Genomic DNA, 20734 nt, shown 5'->3' with positions numbered 1-20734 from the left:
TTGTACCTTTGCATCGTCAATTAAAACAATGACCATTTAGACATAACATTAAATAACAAAAAGTATTAATATTGCATTTTTATTTAAAAACACATTTGAAAAACCATGAAAAAGTATGTATTAGTGATGAATGCCATGGAGTTGATGAACAACTTGACCAATGGCAAGCGCGTAGAGGGGGTTCTGTTTGTTGATGGGGACTCTGGAAAATTAACCTTTAAAGCATACAACAGACAGAGCCCCAAGCGGGCGCGCGAGAAGGACCGACTGGTGAAGAAGTTGCCCTGGGGGTGGGTGAAGGAGTCGGTACAGCGCGTAAAGGTGTTTGGCAGTTTTCCTAAGGAGTATGATGCGGCTGAGGTGATGGGACTGCTGGAGGAACACACGAAGGATGCGAAGCAGGCGATGGTAGAAAAGAAGCTGGATGAAATTGTGTTCTGCTAGTGAGACGAACACGGATTTAACGGATAAAACGGATAATTAGTATGTTTTGTTATCAGAAGAATTTAAGTAATCCAACACAGCCGGTGGACGAGGCGCAGTTCTGGGCACTGTTGAAGGCGCCAAAATGGAATGAGAACATTGATAAGTTTCGCGAAACACATGAAGCCGCACTTAAACGAAAACTGCCGGCCTTTATCTTTCAGGCCACGTTTGATGAGACCGCATCGAAGACTGGGAAGTTGGGACGATGGCGCAAACAGAGTGCTACAAGGTTGACGGGACTGGTGGTGATGGATATTGACCATGTCCATAATCCTCGTGAGTTGTATGAGAAATGGCGCAGGGAATTGCCAGAACTGTTTAACCCCTCCATTCAGGGAGGGGCCGGGGGTGGGTCTATCTTGTTGGTCTATGTGACGCCGAGCGGCGAGGGACTGAAGATTGTGTTTAAGGCGCGCAAGGAGTGGGGCAACTTGATTGACAATCAGCACGAGATGGCAAAAGTGCTGGGCGTCGAGGTGGACGAGAGTTGCAAGGACGCCAGTAGGATGAGCTTTATCTGCAAGGAAACGGATGTGTTGTTTCTGGACAACGAGCTGTTTACGTATGAGAACAAGGAGTATGGGGGAGCGGTATGACGAGGATTATCGCAATGGTTGCTCGAAAGAAACGAACACGGATCTAACGGATAGAACGGATGATCCGTCAAATCCGAATAATCCGTGTTCGAAAATAAACCCCAAAGACAATCCGTGTTCGAAAATTTACTTCAAAGGCATTCCGTATTCTGACATTATCGCGGAGTGGTGGAAGCGGAATGGGGGCGAGCCGCAGGAAGGCGAGAGGAACGTGAAGCTGTATCAGTTGGCAGTGAACCTGAGGGCCATCTGCGACAACAAACGCGAGCGACTGATGGCGATTATGCCTCGGCTGGGATTGGACGAGCAGGAGCTGAAGAGCATCGTGGACTCGGCCTGCAAGGAGCCGCCCAAAGGGCTGTCGAAGATGATGAGGGAGATACTGGAGATGTTTGAAGGAAGAAGGATGATGGAAGAAGGAGGAGGTCTGAAGGAGGATGTCAGCCCTCAGACCTCAGACCTCGACCATCAACTCTGGGACTGGGGCGAGCAGATTGAGGCACTGATGCCGCATTACCCCATGCTGAGGGACATCTGTAAGGGACTGAAAAGGAACCAGTATCCAGCGGCGCTGTTCGTGGCCAGCGGACTGATGATGACGCTGATGACACGCTGCACCTACAGATTCTATCACCGACCGGAGGAGCTGCGACGACTGAACAACTCGACGCTGATCATTGGCGACCCTGCCAGTGGTAAGAGCTTTGCAACCAGACTCTTTAAGCTGCTGGCTTCGCCCATCGTGGCGGCCGACCAGGCGGGCAAGGATGCCATCAACGCCTATCGTGAACAGGTGCGCACCAAGGGGGCGAACAAGGAAAAACCCAAGAAGCCGAAGGTGGTGGTGAGGATTCACCCTGCACGAACATCGAACGCGCAGTTTATTCAGGACATGGTGAACGCCAAGGAGCAGGTGGACGGCAAGGAGATGCAACTGCACATGCTGACTTTTGACACGGAGCTGGACAACACGCTGGCACTGCAGAAGGGTGGGGCCTATATCGACAAGCAGGCGCTGCAGCTGAAGGCTTTTCACAACGAGGAGGACGGTCAGGCGTACTCGAACGTGGACAGTGTGTTTCAGGAGTTTTTCGTGGTGTGGAACTACATCTATACGGGTACGCCCATTGCCCTGAAGAGGATGGTGAACGAGCAGAACTTTGGCAGCGGACTGGCCACACGACTGACGTGCATACCCCTGCCGGCCACGAACTTCGAGATGATGAGCCGCGAGGCGAACGTGGACCTGGACAGCGACGAACGACTGAAGGCCTGGGCCGAGAAACTGGACAAGATGAAGGGCGAACTGACGGTGCAGAAGATTGTGGACGAGCTGTATGAATGGACGGCACGACGCATGGAGGACGCCAAGGAGAACGACTCGAAGGCCGACGAGATGCTGCTGAAACGCTGTGCCTATCATGGGGTGAACTGCTCGGCACCGTTCATCGTGATGCGCCACTGGGACCAGATGAAGCAGGACGGCCCTTACTGGTGTGGGGCGTTTGAGACGGACGAGGTGGATTGGCAGTTGGCCGAGCTGATTGTGAACATGCAGTATGCCTGTCAGCGCCACTTCTTTGGGGCTATGGCCGAGAACTACTTCGACAACAAGCTGAAGGAGGCCTCAGTGAACGTGAAGCGCAAGCAGAAGACCTTTGAGGCCTTTAAGCGACTGCCAGAGGAGTTTTCGTGCGAGGATGTGGTGCGATGTTTTAACCTGAGTGGTATTCAGTCGGCCAGGACTAAGGTGAGCAGGCTGATGCGCGACCGACTGGTGGAGAAGGTTCGCGAGGAGAAAGGAAAAACACCAGCCCTGTATCGCAAGACTGGTGTTTCTATCCTCTAAAAATAAAGGGGGTTGTTCGACTTTTTACTCGGCGTCCTTGCGGTCGTCAACATTGTCGCCCTCGGTGGGCTTCATCTCCTCCTTGAAGTCGGTGATGCCGTTCTCGATGAGGATGTTGTACCACTGGATGAGCTTCTTGATGTCGCTGGTGTGCACACGGTCGCGATCGTAGTTGGGCAGCACCTTGGCGAAATACTCGCGCAGGTCGTCGCCACTGGCTTTCTTGTAGTCGATGGCCGACTTGTTGCCGTTCTCGAGGGTCTTCAGGCTCTCGAGAACATCCATCAAGGGGATGTCGTCGCTATCGGTGAACATGGCGATGTCGGCCAGCGAGGTGATGCGGTCGGAACCGAAGGCGGGCTGACGACGGTGGGTGGCATCGAGGGCCTCGACGATGAGGTTGTTCTTGCCACGAGAAACGAGTTTGTAGAGGCCGGGCTTTCCGGCGATAGCTAAAATTGTTTGTTGCATGATAGTCTATTCTTTTATAATATTATTAATAATGTGTTCAATCTGTGGCTCCAGGGGGCGGCCGTCGTTGACGATCTCGAACTGGGCACGCTGCTGGAGTTCGTGCTGGGGCCACTGCTTGTGGATCCAGGCAAGGGCCGACTGGCGACTGATATGGTCGCGCTGCATGATGCGCTCGAGGCGCACAGGGAGGGGGGCCGTGACGGCGATGACGCTGTCGACAAGATGGTCGAAGCCCGACTCATAGAGAATGGCGCATTCCATCCACTGCAGGCCACTCTGGGTGAAATCCTCGGCCACGGCAGGATGGACAATGGCATTGATGGCCTGCTTGTTGGACTCGGACGCCATGAGGAACTGGGCCACGCAGGCTTTGTTCAATTGGCCATCGGCAAGGTAGGCATCAGGACCGATGAGGGCCGTGAGCTGCTGGCGGATCTGTGGCGAGGTGCGCATGAGGTGCTTGGCGGCACTGTCGCAGTCGTAGATGCGAATGCCACGTGCTTCGAGCAGTCGGCACACATAACTCTTGCCACTGCCTATGCCTCCTGTGATGGCTATCTTCATATTGTTAATACTGTTCTTCGATGAGGTAGTCCACTTGCGTGACCGAGAGGGTGGCACGCGTGACGCCATCGGGCTTCTGGAGCAGGGTGATGGCGCATTTGCTCGAGGGACTCTTGCTGAACTCGTTATAGTCGGCCACCACGAGGAAATCCTTCTGGGTGAGTCGGCGGTAGTTCTTCATGCCTGTGACAAAGCGGACGGTGACCTTGGCAGGAAATGTGCGCAGGATCTTGCCCTTGGGCATGTTGATGCCCTCGATGGGCACGTTGTCGATGCTCTCCTCGGTGAGCACGTCGGCATAGACGCGGACGGTGACGTTGTTGGGCACCATCTTTACGCCAGGGATGCTCTGCAGGCGGGTGTTGACCACGAGCGTGTCGTGCACGTCGGTGCGATTGATGATCTCGGTGCTCACATGCTTGATGCTGTCGAGCTTGGGACGCGAGGCATAGATGACCACGCTATCGGGCGACAGCTCTTTCTTCGAGATGAAGAACATGTTCTGGGGCGTGATGCGCGCCTGGAGAACCACGGGCACCTTCTTTCGCTCGCCGTAGTTATAGAAGAACGTGAGCTTATCGGGCTTGACTGACTCGACACGGACGGAGGCCGGCAGAAGGGCCTCCAGGAGGCGGCGAAGGTCAGTATTGGCAATGCGGCCAGTGCCATGTGCCTCGGCATAGCGCTCGAAGTCGACCTCGAGGTGCTGACGACGAAGACCATAGATGACAGGGAGCAGATTAAAACCCTTGTCGCTGATGGTGACACGGATGCTGTCGTTCTGGCCAGAGGTGATGATGACGTTCTTGGGCACATGGGTGATGTGGACGCCGATGGTGACCTCGCGCGTGTAGGTCTCGTTGAGGGTCATCGTGAGCCAGAAACTGCCCGAGAGGAGCAGAAAGGCCAAAAAAATCAGTAACTCCCTGTTGGCGGTGCTAAACAGGAAATTACTGACTGTACGGATGATACCCGGCATTTTCAAAGTGACAATACCTTTAGTATGGTGACTTACTTCTGAAGCGTGGTGCTTGTGGTGTCCTTATAGACGAAGCCCTTGTCGACGGTGATCACCACATCGCGTGCGATCTCGACCTCGACAGTGTTCTTGGCCAGGTCGATGCTCTTGACGGTGCCATAGATGCCACCACCAGTCACTACCTGTGTGCCACGCTGAAGCTCGTTCTGAAACTTCTGGATTTCCTTACGCTGTTTCTGCTGAGGACGGATCATGAAGAACCACATGATTGCGAAGATGGCAACCATCATCAGGATCATACTCATGCCACCGCCCTGGGCGCCAGCCCCTTGGGCTGCTAAAAAGAGATTTGTCATTGTTGCTTATGTTTATTTGTTGTTAGTGTCGTTGTTTTGTTTCTTGTCCGACTTCTTATCGTCCTTCTTGTCGTCCTTCTTGTCGTCCATGTGCTTCAGCAGGCGACCCGTGTGAATGAGGTGACGGGCGATGGCGTCGAGCATGCCGTTGATATAGCCGCTAGAGCGTGGGGTAGAGTAGAGCTTGGCCAGGTCGACAAACTCGTTGATGGTGACGCTGACGGGGATGCTGGGGAAGGTGAGCATCTCGGCAATGGCAATCTGCATGATGATGACATCCATGTAGGCCAGGCGAGAAAAGTCCCAGTTGCGCGAAGCCTCAGTCATCATGCGCTGATACTCGTCGCCGTTGAGGATGGTGGCACGGAACAGCTTGCGAGCATAGTCCTGCTCCTCCTCTGAGTCGTACTCAGGCAGCAGCTCCTGCTTCTCGCCGTTCTTCTCGTCGAAACGCTTGATGGTTTTGATGACGAAAGTGTCGACAACCTCTTTATCGTCGTTCCAATAAAGACTCAGTTCCTCTAAAAGCTGATCCAGGTCTTCGTTCTCCTGGATGAATGTGCGATAGAGACGGCGCCACAACTCGCGATCGGTGGCGTAGTCGTCGTCCTTGCTCTCCAGATAGTCCTTGTAGAGCTGACTCTGTTCAATCTGCTCGAAGAGTTTGCCGATGAACTCGGGGTAGTCGGCCCATGAACGGTTTTGTGTTTCCAAAAATTCTGCCAGCTGCCTGTTGTTCTCTAACTGCAAGGCGAAGCGATTGTAAGCAAACTTCTGCGAAGGCTCTGGAAGTCCCTCGCGCTGGGCTCTGGCCTGAAGCACCTCCAGGCGTCGACGCGATTCCTTAGTGACGGCAACCATGAGAGACAACAGATAGTTGTAGAGATCGTAGGCCTTCGACAGGCTGAAAAAGAGCTCTTTCTCTGCTGTGTCCATGTTCTTGTTACCATTTTGATAGTACGCGTAGGTTAACTGAACAATCTTAATTCTAATGATTTCCCTATTAATCATGTGGTATGACGTTTTTTATCGGATGCAAATTTAGTGATTTTTCCGTGATTACACAAGAAAAACAGGCAATTTTTAAATTTTTTCTATGAACAGTTATGTTTTATCAATTCTTTTTCGTACCTTTGCACCCGCTTTTTTCGTGTGATGGCGAATTAAGTCAAACAAATTTTATGTATAATAACTTAATTTAGAGTAACACAAACGTTATGAAAGAAATCGCAATCAATGGCCAGAAGCGTGAGGCTACTGGCAAGAAGGCTTCTAAGGAACTCCGCAAGGAGGGTCTGGTTCCCTGTAACCTTTATGGTGAGAAGAAGGGTGAGAACGGTCTGCCCGAGGCACTCGCATTCACTGCTTCATTCTCAGAGCTCCGCAAGGCTGTTTACAGTCCTCACGTTTTCGTGGTGAACCTCACCATCGACGGCAAGGAGCACAAGGCTATCATCAAGGAGCTGCAGTTCCACCCCACAACAGACGCACTGCTGCACGCTGACTTCTACGAGATCAACGATACCAAGGCAATCACCGTTGGTATTCCCGTTAAGCTCAACGGTCTGGCTCAGGGTGTTCGCGACGGTGGTAAGCTGAACCTCTCAATCCGTAAGATTGACGTGACCGCTCCCTACAAGCAGATTCCTGAGGTTCTCGATATCGACGTTACCAACCTGGCTCTGGGTAAGGCTATCAAGGTTGGCGAGTTGAGCTTCGAGGGTCTGACTCTGGCTACTCCCGCTCAGGTGGTTGTATGCTCAGTGAAGGAGACTCGTGCATCAAAGGCTGCCGCTGCTGCCGTTGCACAGTAATATTTTTGATTTTCGTAATGGAAAAGTACTTAATTGTAGGCTTGGGCAACGTAGGCTCTGAATACGAACAGACCCGCCACAATACAGGTTTTATGGTATTGGACGCTTTTGCAAAGGCGTCCAATATCGTTTTTGAGGATAAACGATATGGTTTCGTGGCTGAGACTTCGCTGAAAGGGCGAAAAGTGATACTGCTGAAACCATCGACGTATATGAATCTGAGTGGCAATGCCGTGCGCTATTGGCTGAACAAAGAAAATATTGACCAGAAGAACTTGCTGGTGATCAGCGACGATGTGGCGCTGCCCCTGGGTGCCTTCCGACTGAAGGCGAATGGGTCGAACGGCGGACACAACGGGTTGGGACATATTCAGCAGTTGATTGGTCAGGATTATGCACGCCTGCGTATGGGCATTGGCAATGACTATCCGCGTGGTGCCCAGGTGGACTGGGTGCTGGGCCGCTATAGCGAGGAGGACATGCAGGTGCTGCAGCCTTCGATCGACATGGCTGGCGACATTATTAGGAGTTTTGTGCTGGCTGGCATCAACATCACGATGAACCAGTTTAATAAGTATGGCAAGGGTCCGCAGGCCGTCAAGGCTGCTGGCGCAGAGAAAAAAGATTAGCAGGGATGAACGAAGCACGAATAGACAAATGGCTGTGGGCGGCACGTATCTTCAAGACACGCTCGATCGCCTCGGATGCCTGTAAGAACGGACGCGTGGCTGTGAACAACGTGAACGTAAAGCCTTCGCGCATGGTGAAGGAGGGCGACGTGATTAGAGTGCGTAAGCCGCCTGTGACCTATTCGTTCAAGATTCTGAAGACCATTGAACAAAGGGTGGGGGCAAAACTGCTGCCTGAGATTTATGAGAACGTGACGCCACAGGACCAGTATGAGTTGCTGGAGATGAACCGTATTAGCGGCTTTGTGGATCGCGCTCGCGGCACGGGTCGCCCCACGAAGAAAGACCGTCGTGCGATGGATGCTTTTGTGACGCCTTCGCTGGAGGGCTTTACGGGGTTCGACTTTGACAGTTGGGACGACGACGATGACGACGACGATATTTAACCAATACATAAAATCATTAAACAATGAAAACAATCAAATCTTTTTTAGGTATTTTTGCTTTTTCGGCATTAGTGGCTTCGTGCCTCAGTAATGAAGAGAGTTATCAGGCTGGCTTCGTGGTGGCAAAGCCTACGAGTAACGGTCTGAACGTTTATTATGCTAATAATACTGGTGACTCGCTCGTCTTCTTTGGTTATGGCAACTGGGCTATCGACAACTATCAGTTTGATGGGGCTGACAACTCATGGATTGACGTGACGACGAAGAAGGGTAAGGCTGCCGTGCTCTATAGTCAGGAGCTGGCTTTTGAGCAGAACACCACTGGCGTGGCTCGCTATGGCGGCATCAGGATTTTTGATACGGATCACTCGGATGCCTATGCGCCCATCGTGTTCTATCAGTATGCTACGCGTGGCGACGGCTCGCTGGGAAGTGCTGCCGACGTGAGGGAGATCAGTGGTACGGACGGCAGTCTGGTGGAGCTTGCCTATGATGCGCAGCATCGCCCCCTGATGGTGAGAATCACGAAGAACGGCACTACGCTGCAGGACCTGACCATCAGATACAGTAAGTTGGACAGCACGATGACGGTGAAGGATAAGGCTTCTGACTTTACTGCGAAGCTTGGTCGCGACTATCAGCCTAACTTGCTGACGAACGCTACGGACACGGTGACATACTCAACTTACTATAGAACGGTGGATGGCTATTCGTATCCTGTTTACGCCAACTATGTGTTTAACTATCGCCACGTGACGGCTACGAAGAATGTGCTGATTACGCATGACTTTGGCAAGGAGGGTGTGAGCTTGAACTCGGACAGTCTGCGCAACATCAAGCAGTTGTTCTTCTTTGAGGGTGGCCAGCGTGTGGGCAACCTGGAGTTGACCTATAGTGCTAACGACAACCGCTGTCAGAGCATCGACGCCAACCAGCTGGTGCGTGGCGTGGAGGAATGCGACCCTTATCTGCTGGCTTCGCTTTTCCGCTATACGCGCAGTACGAGTATCCTGAAGAAGGCGAAGGGTAAGCAGGGTGAAGAGAACGTGGAATATAATGTTTCAACAACGTTGAACAATGATAAGAGCATCCATACTATGACTGTAAGTAAAGGTGCTGAGAGTATTATCTATACATTTAATTACTAATAAGTTATGAGTAATCAGAGAGAACAAGAGGGATTGAAGAACCTGGGTCGCAAGACGGAGTATAAGTCTGACTATGCGCCTGAGGTTCTCGAGACCTTTATGAATAAGCACCCAGAGAACGACTACTGGGTGCAGTTTAACTGTCCTGAGTTTACTTCGCTCTGTCCAATCACTGGTCAGCCCGACTATGCGGAAATAAAAATCCTGTATATGCCTGGCGAGAGAATGGTGGAGTCGAAAAGCTTAAAACTCTATCTGTTCTCGTTCCGCAATCATGGCGATTTTCACGAGGATTGCGTGAACGTGATTATGAAGGACCTGGTGAAACTGATGGATCCGAAGTATATCGAGGTGATTGGCTTGTTCACACCTCGTGGCGGCATCAGCATTCATCCGTACGCCAACTACGGCCGTCCTGGCACAAAGTACGAGGAGATGGCCCAGCAGCGTCTGATGAACTATCAGATGACGGGTCTGTAAACTATCAGATGACGGGTCTGTAGAAGCCGCGTGGACCGTTGTTGAAGCGCAAGACGAGTGAGTCGGGCGTGAGCAACATGAGGTCGACGGTATCAGTGCTCACAACGATGTTGTTGCCCAGCGAATCGGTCTTCGACTCAATGAGCAGAAACTGACCCTTGTTGAAGGCCCACTCACGATAGCGCTTCAGAGGAGGATACTCCACAGGAAGCATCTCGTCGCTGGTAGCCTGTCTGTTGGCACCTTTGGTGAAGAGCACGTTGTCGCTTTTGAACACGTATGTATACTCATGGGGAATGTGGAGCAACTCGCGGATGGAATCTGGCAGTTGTTCCACTTTCTCGTGATGGGTGAGTCCTTCCATGTCGGCCCTTTCGCGCAGGGTGGGGAGCACCTGCTGACACCATTCGCCCATCAGGTTGTCGAGGTCGACAAGCATGCGCGCCTTGGTAGAGTCCTGCTCATCGCGCACAATGGCCAACTTATCGCCAATGCGGATGTTGCCAAACACCATGTGCTGGCGAGTGGCGTCGAGTACGTTGAGCGTGTCTGGGTCGCCTCCGTCGTAATCGAGGGTGAGAAAGACGACGATGGTGTCGTTACAGCCGTCGCACGCCAGACCATAGATGGTGGCGTCGTCGTTAAGGAGTGAGTCGACTTCTGATGACTCGACTTGATTGTCGTTTTCTTTCGTCTGACTACAGCTGCTGAGCATCGCTAAGGCGAAAATAGTGGCAAAAACTAGTGCTTTTTTCATCTTCTTTGGTCATTATTTGCTGCAAAGTTACTAAATAATTATGAATTATGCCTTTTGGATAACCGCTTTTTTCAGAAAATGAATTCTGATATAAAAAATATTTCGTAACTTTGCATCCAATTTAGGAAATTAGTGAAGTAATATATAAAAAATTATGGCAACAAAGAAGAAAATCAAGTTTAGTCTCGTCTACCGCGATATGTGGCAGTCGTCTGGAAAATTCCAGCCTCGCAAGGATCAGTTGGAGCGCATCGCCCCTGTGATCATTGAGATGGGCTGTTTCTCACGTGTGGAAACCAACGGTGGCGCCTTTGAGCAGGTGAACCTGATGGCAGGTGAGAATCCTAACGATGCTGTTCGTGCTTTCTGTAAGCCCTTCAATGAGGCCGGCATCCAGACTCACATGCTGGACCGTGGCCTGAACGCGCTTCGTATGTATCCTGTTCCTGATGATGTTCGTGAACTGATGTACAAGGTGAAGAAGGCACAGGGTGTGGACATCCCACGTATCTTCTGCGGATTGAACGACACGCGTAATATCATTCCTTCAATCAAATGGGCCAAGGCTGCTGGCATGATTCCTCAGGCTACCCTTTGTATCACGAACTCTCCTGTTCACACCGTTGAGTACTACTCTAACATTGCCGACGAGGTGATCGCCGCTGGTGCCGAGGAGATTTGCTTGAAGGATATGGCTGGTATTGGTCAGCCCGCTATGCTGGGTGCCCTGACCAAGGCTATCAAGACAAAGCATCCTGAGATTATCATCCAGTATCACGGCCACTCTGGTCCTGGTCTGTCAATGGCTTCTATCCTGGAGGTTTGTAACAATGGTGCCGACATTATCGATACTGCTATCGAGCCTCTGTCATGGGGTAAGGTTCACCCAGATATCATCTCTGTTCAGTCAATGCTGAAGAACGAGGGCTTTGATGTGCCTGAGATCAACATGAACGCCTATATGCAGGCTCGTACGCTGACTCAGGAGTTCATTGACGAGTGGCTGGGCTACTTCATCAATCCTGCCAACAAGCACATGTCGTCACTCCTGCTGGGTTGCGGACTGCCTGGTGGCATGATGGGTTCGATGATGGCCGACCTGGGTGGCATTCAGACCATGATCAACAAGATTCGCGCTCAGAAGGGCGAGGCTGAGTTGACCATGGACGACATGCTGGTGAAGCTGTTTAATGAGGTTGAGTATGTATGGCCTCGCGTGGGCTATCCCCCATTGGTTACACCGTTCTCTCAGTACACGAAGAACATCGCCCTGATGAACCTCCTCACCATTGAGCAGGGTAAGGGTCGCTTCGTGATGATGGACGACGCTATGTGGGGCATGATCCTGGGTAAGTCAGGAAAAATTCCTGGAACAGTGGATCCTGAGCTCGTTGAGTTGGCCAAGAAGCAGAACCGTGAGTTTACGGATGTGGATCCCCACACGCTTCTGGAGAACGCCCTCGACGGCTTCAAGAAGGAGATGGACGAGAACGGCTGGGATTATGGTAAGGACAACGAGGAACTCTTCGAGTTGGCCATGCACCCAGAGCAGTATCGCGCCTATAAGAGCGGTCAGGCTAAGAAGCAGTTCCTGGCCGACCTGCAGAAGGCTAAGGACGCTAAGCTGGGCTCGAAGATGAGCGCTGAGGAGCTGGCTGCCTTCAAGCACGCTAAGGCTGACGCCCTGGTGGCTCCCTCTGCTGGTCAGATTTTCTACGAGTTTAATGGCGAGGGTGAGTGCGCTCCCTGTCTGGAGCCGTTCATCGGTCAGAAGTACGAGGAGGGTCAGACCTTCTGCTACCTCATGGAGAAATGGGGCGAGATTGTTCCCGTTCCTGCTGCCCTTGGTGGTAAGCTCGTTGAGGTGAGCGCCAAACAGGGTGCTAAGGTGCGCAAGGGCGACGTGCTGGCTTGGATTGAGCGCGACGATAAGTAAGATCTATCATCATTTTTAGGTATATGCCATCGAAACTTATGGGTTTCGGTGGCATTTTCTTTATTATTTTTGTATCTTTGCACCCAAATATAAATAGGTGAGATGAAGTTATCGGAACTGAAAACGGGTGAAAAGGGCGTTATCGTCAAGGTGCTGGGCCACGGTGGCTTCAGAAAGCGTATCATCGAGATGGGCTTTGTGAAGGGCAAAACGGTGGAGGTGCTGATGAATGCCCCTTTGCAGGACCCAGTGAAATATAAGGTGATGGGCTACGAGGTGTCGTTGCGCCATCAGGAGGCAGAACAGATTGAGGTGGTCAACGAGGGGAGTTTGGAGCAGACGTCGTTCAGCGATGTGCAGGCCCAGTCGGTTCCTGATGACGAAAGCATGGAACAAGAAAGGGCTATGCGCCTGCAGCGAGAGGCTATGCGCGAGCGCCGTACGATTCACGTGGCCTTGGTGGGTAATCCCAACTGTGGCAAGACGTCGCTCTTTAACTATGCATCGGGTGCGCATGCTCATGTGGGCAACTATTCTGGCGTTACTGTTGATGCGAGCGAGGCGCACGCCACGATGTTCGGCTATGAGTTTTTGCTGACCGATCTTCCTGGTACCTATTCCATGTCGTGCTATTCGCCTGAGGAACTCTATGTGCGCAAGCACCTGAGTGAAAAGATGCCTGACGTGGTGATTAACGTTATCGATGCTTCGAACCTGGAGCGTAACCTGTATCTCACCACCCAGCTCGTGGACATGAACGTGCGTATGGTTTGCGCGCTGAACATGTATGACGAGTTTGAGCGTCGTGGCGACCGTATAGATCTCAGGACGCTGTCGTCGCTCTTTGGTATGCCCATGGTTCCTACGTCGTTTAAGAGTGGCATGGGTGTGAAGGAACTGTTCCGTGCTGTTATTCAGGCCTACGAGAAGCAGGAGCTGACGCGTCATATTCACATTAACTATGGTCATGAGATTGAGCAGGGTATTGAGCATATTCAGAAATACCTGAAGGCCGACGAGCATATTCGCTTGCGTTACTCAACCCGTTATCTGGCCATCAAACTGCTGGAGCATGATAGTGATGTGCTTCAGTATGTGGGAAGTCATCTGGCTGAGGAACATCGTCCTGAGGACAGAAAGCAGTTGCTGCAGGCTCGCGATGTGGCTGCTGCCCGTGTGCAGGAAGAGACTGGTAACGATTCTGAGACGGCCATTATGGACGCTAAGTATGGTTTTATTAATGGTGCCTTGAAGGAGGCTGGCTATAAGACGGGCTCGAAGGAGGATACCTATCGCTGGACGCATTTGATAGACAATGTTCTGTCGAACCGTTTCCTGGGATTCCCCATCTTCTTTGCTATTCTCTTCGTGATGTTTCAGACGACCTTCGCCATAGGGCAGTATCCCATGGACTGGATTGACGCTGGCGTGGCATGGCTGGGCGAACTGGTGGAGAACAGTATGGACGACGGTCCCCTGCGCTCGATGCTTGTTGGGGGCGTTATTGGTGGCGTGGGTAGCGTCATCGTGTTCCTGCCACAGATTCTTATTCTGTATTTCTTTATCTCGTTGATGGAAGACTCAGGCTATATGTCGCGTGCTGCCTTCATCATGGACAGACTGATGCATAAGATGGGACTGCATGGAAAGTCGTTCATCCCCCTGGTGATGGGCTTTGGATGCAATGTGCCTGCTGTGATGGCTACACGTACGATTGAGAGTCGCCGTTCGCGTATTATTACCATGATGATTCTTCCCTTTATGTCGTGCTCAGCGCGCCTGCCTATTTATATTATGATTACAGGTACTTTCTTTGCGCTTGAGTATCGCTCGTGGGTCATGATAAGTCTTTATGCTGTGGGTATTGTCCTATCGGTCGTTGCCAGTAAGATATTTGCCGTGTTCGTGCTGAAAGGCGAGGACACGCCCTTCGTGATGGAGTTGCCCCCATATCGCTGGCCGACGGCTAAGGCTATTGGCAGACATACATGGGAAAAGGGTAAGGAGTATCTGAAGAAGATGGGTGGCATCATCCTGGTGGCCTCTGTCCTTGTGTGGGCCTTAGGATATTTCCCTCACCACGATGAGCTGTCGAACCAGGAACAGCAGGAGCAGTCGTATATTGGCAGGATGGGTAAGGCCGTGGAGCCTATCTTCACGCCTCAGGGTTTTAATTGGAAACTCGATGTCAGTCTGATTGCTGGCGTGGGCGCCAAGGAGATTGTGGCCTCGTCGATAGGTGTGCTATATAGTGGTGACGACTCGTTTGCTGACGATGATACATTCTCAGACGATACAGAGAAATATACGCGTCTTCATCAGTTGATGGCTGCCGACGGCATCTCCACACTGGCTGCCTATTGCTATCTGCTCTTTGTGCTTATCTACTTCCCTTGCGTGGCAACGATTGTGGCCATCAAGAACGAGACTGGCTCATGGCGCTGGGCACTTGTGGCTGCTATCTATACCTCCGTGCTGGCGTGGGTGGTGTCGGCCTTAGTGTTTCAGATTGGAAGCCTCTTCTAATTCCTGCTTCAGGAATCTGGGCGTATAACCCTTAAGACTCTTTGCTACTTCCTCAGGTGTGCCTTCGCAGAGGATGGTGCCCCCATTGCGTCCGCCCTCTGGTCCCATGTCGATGATATGGTCGGCCTGGGCGATGACGTCGAGGTTGTGCTCGATGATGATGACCGTGTTGCCACGATCCACCAATTTGTGAATCACCTGCATCAGGATACGGATGTCGTCGAAGTGCAAACCAGTGGTGGGCTCGTCGAGGATATACAATGTGCGACCAGTATCGCGCTTTGACAGTTCTGTGGCCAGTTTTACACGCTGACTCTCGCCACCAGAAAGGGTGGTGGAGGGCTGTCCCAGTTTGATGTATCCCAGTCCTACGTCCTGAATAGTCTTGATCTTCCTCAGAATATCGGGCACGTTCTCAAAGAACTCAACAGCTTGGTTGATAGTCATATCGAGAACGTCGGCAATAGATTTTCCCTTGTATCTCACCTCCAAGGTCTCGCGATTATAGCGTTTGCCATGACATTCCTCACAAGGAACCTGAATGTCGGGCAGGAAGTTCATCTCGATGGTCTTATAGCCATTACCTCCGCAGGTTTCACATCGGCCTCCCTTTACGTTGAACGAGAAGCGGCCTGGCTTATAGCCACGAATCTTTGCCTCAGGCAGTTCCACGAACAGTGAACGGATGTCTGAGAAGACACCTGTATATGTGGCAGGGTTTGAGCGTGGCGTGCGTCCCAATGGACTCTGGTCTACGTTCACCACCTTGTCGATATGCTCGATGCCGTCAATGCTCTCGTAGGGCATGGGACGATGTAATGAGCGATAGAAATGGTGCGATAGGATGGGTTGCAGGGTTTCGTTGATGAGGGTCGACTTGCCAGAGCCGGATACGCCTGTCACTACGATGAGTTTTCCCAGAGGGAACGATGCATCAATATGCTTCAGGTTATTGCCACTGGCTCCGTGAATGGTGATACTCTTGCCGTTGCCTGCTCTTCTGGTGGTGCTGTTCTCGCTGGCAATATCTGTCTTCAGACTACGATTCAGGTATTGCGCTGTCAGGGTGTTGGTCTTCAGCAGCTCTGCAGGTGTGCCTTGGAATACCACCTCGCCACCTTTTCGTCCTGCCCTTGGACCAATGTCAACAATATAGTCGGCTGCCAGCATCATGTCTCTGTCGTGTTCCACGACAATCACTGTATTACCCAGGTCGCGCAGTTCCTTCAGCGAGCGAATGAGTCGTTCGTTGTCGCGCTGGTGCAAGCCGATGGAAGGCTCGTCGAGGATATATAGTACGTTTACCAGTTGCGAGCCAATCTGTGTGGCCAGTCGGATGCGTTGACTCTCACCACCAGAAAGAGAGGCTGACTGTCTGTTAAGAGACAGGTAGTCCAGGCCTACCTCTAATAGGAAGTCTACGCGTGTGCGAATCTCTTTGAGAATCTCTGTGGCAATCTGCTTTTGTTGTTTGTCGAGGTGATCCTCTACCTTGTCGAGCCATTCGCGCAGTTCGCTGATGTCCATGGCGCACAACTCAGCAATGTTCTTGTCCCAGATGCGATACGATAAGGCCTCGCGATTCAGTCGCTGACCATGACATTCAGGACATTCACAGTCCTCAAGGAACTGCTCGGCCCATTTCTGTCCGTTGGCAGTCTCATCGCTCTCCATGATGTCGCGCAGATATTTTATCACGCCATCGAAGGTCACGAAATAGTCGCTTGAGGTGTGAACCAGTTCCTTGTCAATGCGCACGTTCTCTAATGCACCATACAGAATTTCGTTCATGGCCTCGTCTGGAATCTCGTCAATGGGTGTTGTCAGCGTCAGATCATATTTCTTAAGGATGGCCTCAACCTGCCAGAAGATGAGTTGGTTTTTATATTTTCCCAAGGGTACGATGCCACCCTCGCGGATGTTTGCCTTGGGATTGGGAATGACTTTGCTCAGGTCGATCTCGCTGACCACACCCAGACCTTTGCATCGCTGACAGGCGCCTTGGGGAGAGTTGAACGAGAAGACATTGGGGGCAGGGTCGCTATAGGCAATGCCCGATGTGGGACACATCAGTCTCTTGGAGAAGTGTTTTACCTCGTTCGTATCCTTATCCAGAATCATGATGAGACCGTCGCCTTGCTTCATGGCTATCTCAACACTCTTCTTAAGACGTTCTTTATCAATACTTTCCGGTTCTATAGTTGCAGGAAGGCTTAACTTATCAATCACGACCTCGATATCGTGGTTCTTGTAGCGATCAACCTTCATGCCTTGTCGAATTTCCTGCACCTCGCCATCCACACGCATTGTCAGGTAACCTTTGCGTCGCATACTCTCGAACAGTTCGCGATAGTGACCCTTACGGTTTCTGACTACAGGTGCCAAGATGAAAATTTTCCTGCCGGCATAGTCCGTCTGTATCATCTCGATCACGCGCTCCTCTGTGTATTTCACCATCTCTTCGCCCGTTACATAACTGTAGGCTTTACCAGCACGTGCAAAAAGCAGTCGCAAGTAATCGTAAATCTCGGTGGTGGTGCCAACCGTTGAGCGTGGGTTTTTGTTGGTGGTTTTCTGTTCGATGCTGATGACTGGCGACAGACCCGTAATCTTGTCAACGTCAGGGCGCTCCATGCCGCCTAGGAAATTGCGCGCATAGGCCGAGAACGTCTCTATATAACGTCGCTGTCCCTCGGCGAAAATCGTGTCGAAGGCCAGTGATGACTTACCACTACCGCTCAGTCCTGTAATCACAGTCAGTGATCCTCGAGGAATCACCACATCAATGTTTTTCAGATTGTGCACACGTGCGCCATAGACGCAAATCTTTTCGCCTTCGTTATTTGCCACTTGTGCTTCCTCCCTCAGAATAATGTCTTAATAGATTCACGTCTTTTCTAATGTTATATTCACGGCCGTCGGCACCACGTGCCTTAACGATGACGAAGTACACGCCCTCTTTGCATTTAGAGCCATGATAGGTGCCGTCCCATCCTTTTGCAGGGTCGTTCCATGTGAACAGCTTCTGGCCCCATCGGTTGATGATGGTGGCTTGGAACGATACGATGCTTCTGTAGCCAGGTTTGGCATGATAAGTATCGTTCAGTCCGTCGCCGTTGGGTGTAAATGCGTTTGGAAACTCCAGCCAACTGTCTGAGATGACAATCTTGATACTATCGGGATTTATCTCTGATTCGTCGTCCAAAGTCGCTTTCAGAAGGATGGAGTAGGTGCCCGACTCTGTAAAGGTGTATTGTGTGTCCTCTTCGTAGCGCACAAACATTTCCTCCAGTTTGTTGTTGCCCAAATCGCGGCGGAAGTGCCATTCGTATGATGCTGTATGGGCACCAAGTCCTGAGGGGTTAGCCCTGAAACTAACCTCCAATGGTGCCTGTCCGTTGTCAATGCTTGTTACTTCGTTTACCACGCCTGTGCTATCTGTATAGATAGCCTTGGGACTTATTGTCTGTGCTGATGCTGTCATAAATGTCAAAAACAGCATTCCGAACGACAAGATTATCTTCTTTTTCATAATTCTTTCTATTTTGTGGGCAAAGTTACGAATTTATTTTGTACTTTTGTCGGCGAAAACCGAAAAAATGAGATTATGAGACATTTATTAAGATATTTTCTGATATGCACCTTGGCCTTGTTGATGCCTGTGTTGGCTCTGGCTCAGACGAAGGTCACCCACGAGGTAAAGAAGAAAGAGACCATGTATGGCATTGCCCGTATGTATGGTATCACCGTGGAGGAACTGGTTCAGGCTAATCCTGGTATGGAGCAGCCTGACTATCAGCTTAAGAAAGGTGCCGTCATTACGATTCCTGTTAGTGCGTCCTCAGTATCCTCTTCTGTTGCGCCAACTTCTTCAAATGTCATTCGTTTGGGTGTTATGCTGCCTTTGCATAAAAACAATAACGATGGTAAGCGTATGGTGGAGTACTATAGGGGTGTTCTCATGGCTTGTGACTCGCTGAAACGTGAGGGAATATCTGTTGATGTTCATGCATGGAACCTGCCTGAGGATGGCGACGTGCGCGCCCTTCTGGCCGATCCTGCCGCTGCCCAGTGTGACATTCTCATTGGCCCGCTTTATTCTAAACAGGTGGAGCCGATGGCAACTTTTGCTGCCAAGAACGACATACGTCTCGTTATTCCTTTCTCTATCCATGCTCCTGAGATCTACACTAACCGTAATTTGTTTCAGGTTTATCAGGTGCCTAATGATCAGGTAGAGACGACTGCTCGCCGTTGTGTGGAGTGGTTCAAGGATTATCATCCCATCATTATCGACTGTGGCGACACGACAAGTACTAAGGGCGCTTTCACGTCTACCTATCGTCGTCAGTTGGAGGTGCGTGATATTAAGTACAATATTACCAGTCTGAAGTCGTCTGAACTCAATTTTGCTTCGGCTTTTGTAAAGAACCAGCCTAACTTGGTTATTCTCAATACCGCTCGTTCGCCAGAGCTTCTTTCTGCTTTCGGTCGACTCAGCGCTGTTAAGGCTGCTAATCCTGATATCCAGATTTCAATGTTCGGATATACGGAGTGGATGATGTATACGCAGTATCAGAAAGATAACTTTCATAAGTATAATGTCTATATTCCAGCCCCTTTCTATACCAATCTTCAATCAGCACAGACGGAGCAACTTCAGCGTCGTTATCGTCAGAACTTTGGTCAGGACATGATCAACGCTCTGCCTCGCTTTGCTCTCACAGGCTTTGACCACGCTGTGTTCTTCCTGCGTGGACTCCATAAGTATGGAAAGTCGTTCGATGGTGCCGCTGGACGCTTTGGCTATCAACCAGTACAGACACCATTGAAATTTGAACGTATTGGTGCTGGTGGACTGCAGAACCGTGCCTTTATGTTTGTTCATTATAAGGACGACCGTACCATTGAAACGATCAACTATTAAGAGGAGCATATGAATCACAGACATCTTGTTTTCTTTTTTCTCCTCTTTTTTACACTTACGACAGGAGCTCAGGTGGGTGACCATCGCGATGAACTCGCTATTGGTGTTAATGGTGGCTATGTGTTGAGTAGCGTTGGCTTTAGTCCAGAGGTTCCTCAAGACCAGCATACTGGACTCACAGGCGGTTTTACCCTGCGTTATACTTCAGAGAAATATTTCTCAAGCATCTGTGCTATCGTGGCTGAGTTTAACTATGCTCAGTTGGGATGGAAAGAGCGTATCCTGACGCCTGGCGATGAACCTGTGGTCAATCCTCTTACGGGGGTGGCCGAGACCTATCGTCGTGATATGACTTATCTTCAAGTGCCTATTTTCGCCCGTATGGGGTGGGGACGTGAGCGCCGTGGACTTCAGTTCTTTGCTCAGGCTGGTCCTCAAGTTGGCTACTTCCTTAACGAGAAGACCTCTGCCTCTTTCGACATTACCCAACCCAACCTCACTGACCGTACTTCCAAGATCGTGGCTCAAGATAGTATGTCTGTAGAGCACCGCTTGGACTATGGCATCGCAGGTGGTCTGGGACTTGAACTCTCTGTGCCCAAGTTGGGACATTTTCTAGTGGAGGGCCGATACTACTATGGTCTGGGCGATATCTTCGGCAATTCAAAACGCGACTATTTCGGTCGTTCCAACCTATCGAATATTGTCATCAAAATGACCTGGCTCTTCGATATCCATCGCAGTAAGAACCCAAAAATTAAATAACT

Annotated in this window: 20 protein-coding genes; 12 read left to right on the top strand and 8 right to left on the bottom strand. The window is 50.9% G+C overall.

Translation table 11 applies throughout. The features are described 5' to 3' along the window. Positions 1 to 105: 105 nt before the first annotated feature. From M1D30_RS07480 to M1D30_RS07470, 3 genes are read left to right on the top strand one after another with little or no spacing between them, the layout of a single operon-like run. Entirely contained in the window at positions 106 to 444 is a 339-nt protein-coding gene (locus M1D30_RS07480; protein WP_248502543.1) for a hypothetical protein, read from the top strand. Between the two features lie 41 nt (positions 445 to 485). Beyond that, positions 486 to 1082 (top strand): BT4734/BF3469 family protein, encoded by a 597-nt coding sequence (locus M1D30_RS07475; protein WP_248502541.1) that lies wholly within the window; start codon positions 486 to 488, stop codon positions 1080 to 1082. Then, positions 1051 to 2931 carry a hypothetical protein gene (locus M1D30_RS07470; RefSeq protein ID WP_248502539.1) on the top strand — a complete coding sequence of 627 codons (1881 nt, stop codon included), beginning with the start codon at positions 1051 to 1053 and terminating at the stop codon, positions 2929 to 2931. Before M1D30_RS07475 ends, M1D30_RS07470 begins: the two co-directional genes overlap by 32 nt. Positions 2932 to 2955: 24 nt before the next feature. Here M1D30_RS07470 and M1D30_RS07465 read toward each other — a convergent pair whose 3' ends face one another. From M1D30_RS07465 to nusB, 5 genes are read right to left on the bottom strand one after another with little or no spacing between them, the layout of a single operon-like run. Continuing rightward, the gene (locus tag M1D30_RS07465; RefSeq protein ID WP_248502537.1) at positions 2956 to 3402 is read right to left on the bottom strand and encodes a DUF5606 domain-containing protein; all 447 of its coding nucleotides are present in this window, start codon (positions 3400 to 3402) and stop codon (positions 2956 to 2958) included. Positions 3403 to 3408: 6 nt separating this feature from the next. After that, on the bottom strand, positions 3409 to 3969 hold the full coding sequence (coaE, locus tag M1D30_RS07460; RefSeq protein ID WP_248502534.1) for a dephospho-CoA kinase: 561 nt from the start codon (positions 3967 to 3969) through the stop codon (positions 3409 to 3411). Between the two features lie 4 nt (positions 3970 to 3973). Further along, a complete protein-coding gene (locus M1D30_RS07455) occupies positions 3974 to 4948 on the bottom strand; it encodes a CdaR family protein (protein WP_248502532.1) in 975 nt (324 codons plus the stop codon). Positions 4949 to 4980: 32 nt separating this feature from the next. Continuing rightward, entirely contained in the window at positions 4981 to 5304 is a 324-nt protein-coding gene (gene yajC, locus M1D30_RS07450) for a preprotein translocase subunit YajC (RefSeq protein WP_248502530.1), read from the bottom strand. 12 nt (positions 5305 to 5316) lie between these two features. After that, entirely contained in the window at positions 5317 to 6315 is a 999-nt protein-coding gene (gene nusB, locus M1D30_RS07445; RefSeq protein ID WP_248502528.1) for a transcription antitermination factor NusB, read from the bottom strand. 206 nt (positions 6316 to 6521) lie between these two features. Here nusB and M1D30_RS07440 point away from each other — a divergent pair, with 206 nt between their 5' ends. The 5 genes from M1D30_RS07440 to queF are packed head-to-tail and all read left to right on the top strand — an operon-like array spanning position 6522 to position 9821. Next, entirely contained in the window at positions 6522 to 7118 is a 597-nt protein-coding gene (locus M1D30_RS07440; RefSeq protein WP_248502526.1) for a 50S ribosomal protein L25/general stress protein Ctc, read from the top strand. A 17-nt stretch (positions 7119 to 7135) separates the two neighbouring features. Next, on the top strand, positions 7136 to 7747 hold the full coding sequence (gene pth / locus M1D30_RS07435; RefSeq protein ID WP_248502524.1) for an aminoacyl-tRNA hydrolase: 612 nt from the start codon (positions 7136 to 7138) through the stop codon (positions 7745 to 7747). A 5-nt stretch (positions 7748 to 7752) separates the two neighbouring features. Further along, positions 7753 to 8193 (top strand): RNA-binding S4 domain-containing protein, encoded by a 441-nt coding sequence (locus M1D30_RS07430; RefSeq protein ID WP_248502522.1) that lies wholly within the window; start codon positions 7753 to 7755, stop codon positions 8191 to 8193. A 23-nt stretch (positions 8194 to 8216) separates the two neighbouring features. Continuing rightward, positions 8217 to 9341 (top strand): hypothetical protein, encoded by a 1125-nt coding sequence (locus tag M1D30_RS07425; protein WP_248502520.1) that lies wholly within the window; start codon positions 8217 to 8219, stop codon positions 9339 to 9341. Positions 9342 to 9347: 6 nt separating this feature from the next. Next, positions 9348 to 9821, top strand: coding sequence for a preQ(1) synthase (gene queF, locus M1D30_RS07420; RefSeq protein WP_248502518.1), 474 nt, complete (start codon positions 9348 to 9350; stop codon positions 9819 to 9821). 4 nt (positions 9822 to 9825) lie between these two features. Here the strand turns inward: queF and M1D30_RS07415 are convergent, their stop codons facing one another. Continuing rightward, on the bottom strand, positions 9826 to 10578 hold the full coding sequence (locus M1D30_RS07415) for a hypothetical protein (RefSeq protein WP_248502516.1): 753 nt from the start codon (positions 10576 to 10578) through the stop codon (positions 9826 to 9828). 154 nt (positions 10579 to 10732) lie between these two features. Between M1D30_RS07415 and M1D30_RS07410 the strand changes: the two genes are divergently transcribed. Together M1D30_RS07410 and feoB are read left to right on the top strand one after the other, a co-directional pair. After that, entirely contained in the window at positions 10733 to 12514 is a 1782-nt protein-coding gene (locus M1D30_RS07410) for an oxaloacetate decarboxylase (RefSeq protein WP_248502514.1), read from the top strand. A 102-nt stretch (positions 12515 to 12616) separates the two neighbouring features. Beyond that, positions 12617 to 15040 (top strand): ferrous iron transport protein B, encoded by a 2424-nt coding sequence (gene feoB, locus M1D30_RS07405; protein ID WP_248502512.1) that lies wholly within the window; start codon positions 12617 to 12619, stop codon positions 15038 to 15040. Here feoB and uvrA read toward each other — a convergent pair. Both uvrA and M1D30_RS07395 read right to left on the bottom strand, forming a co-directional pair. Continuing rightward, positions 15011 to 17890 (bottom strand): excinuclease ABC subunit UvrA, encoded by a 2880-nt coding sequence (uvrA, locus tag M1D30_RS07400; protein ID WP_248502510.1) that lies wholly within the window; start codon positions 17888 to 17890, stop codon positions 15011 to 15013. The genes feoB and uvrA overlap by 30 nt on opposite strands. Continuing rightward, positions 17880 to 18572: a gliding motility-associated C-terminal domain-containing protein gene (locus M1D30_RS07395; RefSeq protein WP_248502508.1), complete on the bottom strand. Its 693-nt coding sequence runs from the start codon at positions 18570 to 18572 to the stop codon at positions 17880 to 17882. Before M1D30_RS07395 ends, uvrA begins: the two co-directional genes overlap by 11 nt. A gap of 75 nt (positions 18573 to 18647) precedes the next feature. On the opposite strand from M1D30_RS07395, the gene M1D30_RS07390 reads away from it, so the two are divergent. Together M1D30_RS07390 and M1D30_RS07385 are read left to right on the top strand one after the other, a co-directional pair. Continuing rightward, positions 18648 to 19967, top strand: coding sequence for a LysM peptidoglycan-binding domain-containing protein (locus M1D30_RS07390; RefSeq protein ID WP_248502506.1), 1320 nt, complete (start codon positions 18648 to 18650; stop codon positions 19965 to 19967). Between the two features lie 9 nt (positions 19968 to 19976). Continuing rightward, a complete protein-coding gene (locus tag M1D30_RS07385; protein ID WP_248502504.1) occupies positions 19977 to 20732 on the top strand; it encodes a porin family protein in 756 nt (251 codons plus the stop codon). The last annotated feature ends 2 nt before the right edge of the window (positions 20733 to 20734 follow it).

The organism is Prevotella sp. E15-22 (assembly GCF_023204875.1).
In the GTDB taxonomy this organism is placed as follows: Bacteria; Bacteroidota; Bacteroidia; order Bacteroidales; family Bacteroidaceae; genus Prevotella.
This window is presented reverse-complemented; position numbering and strand designations above follow the sequence as displayed.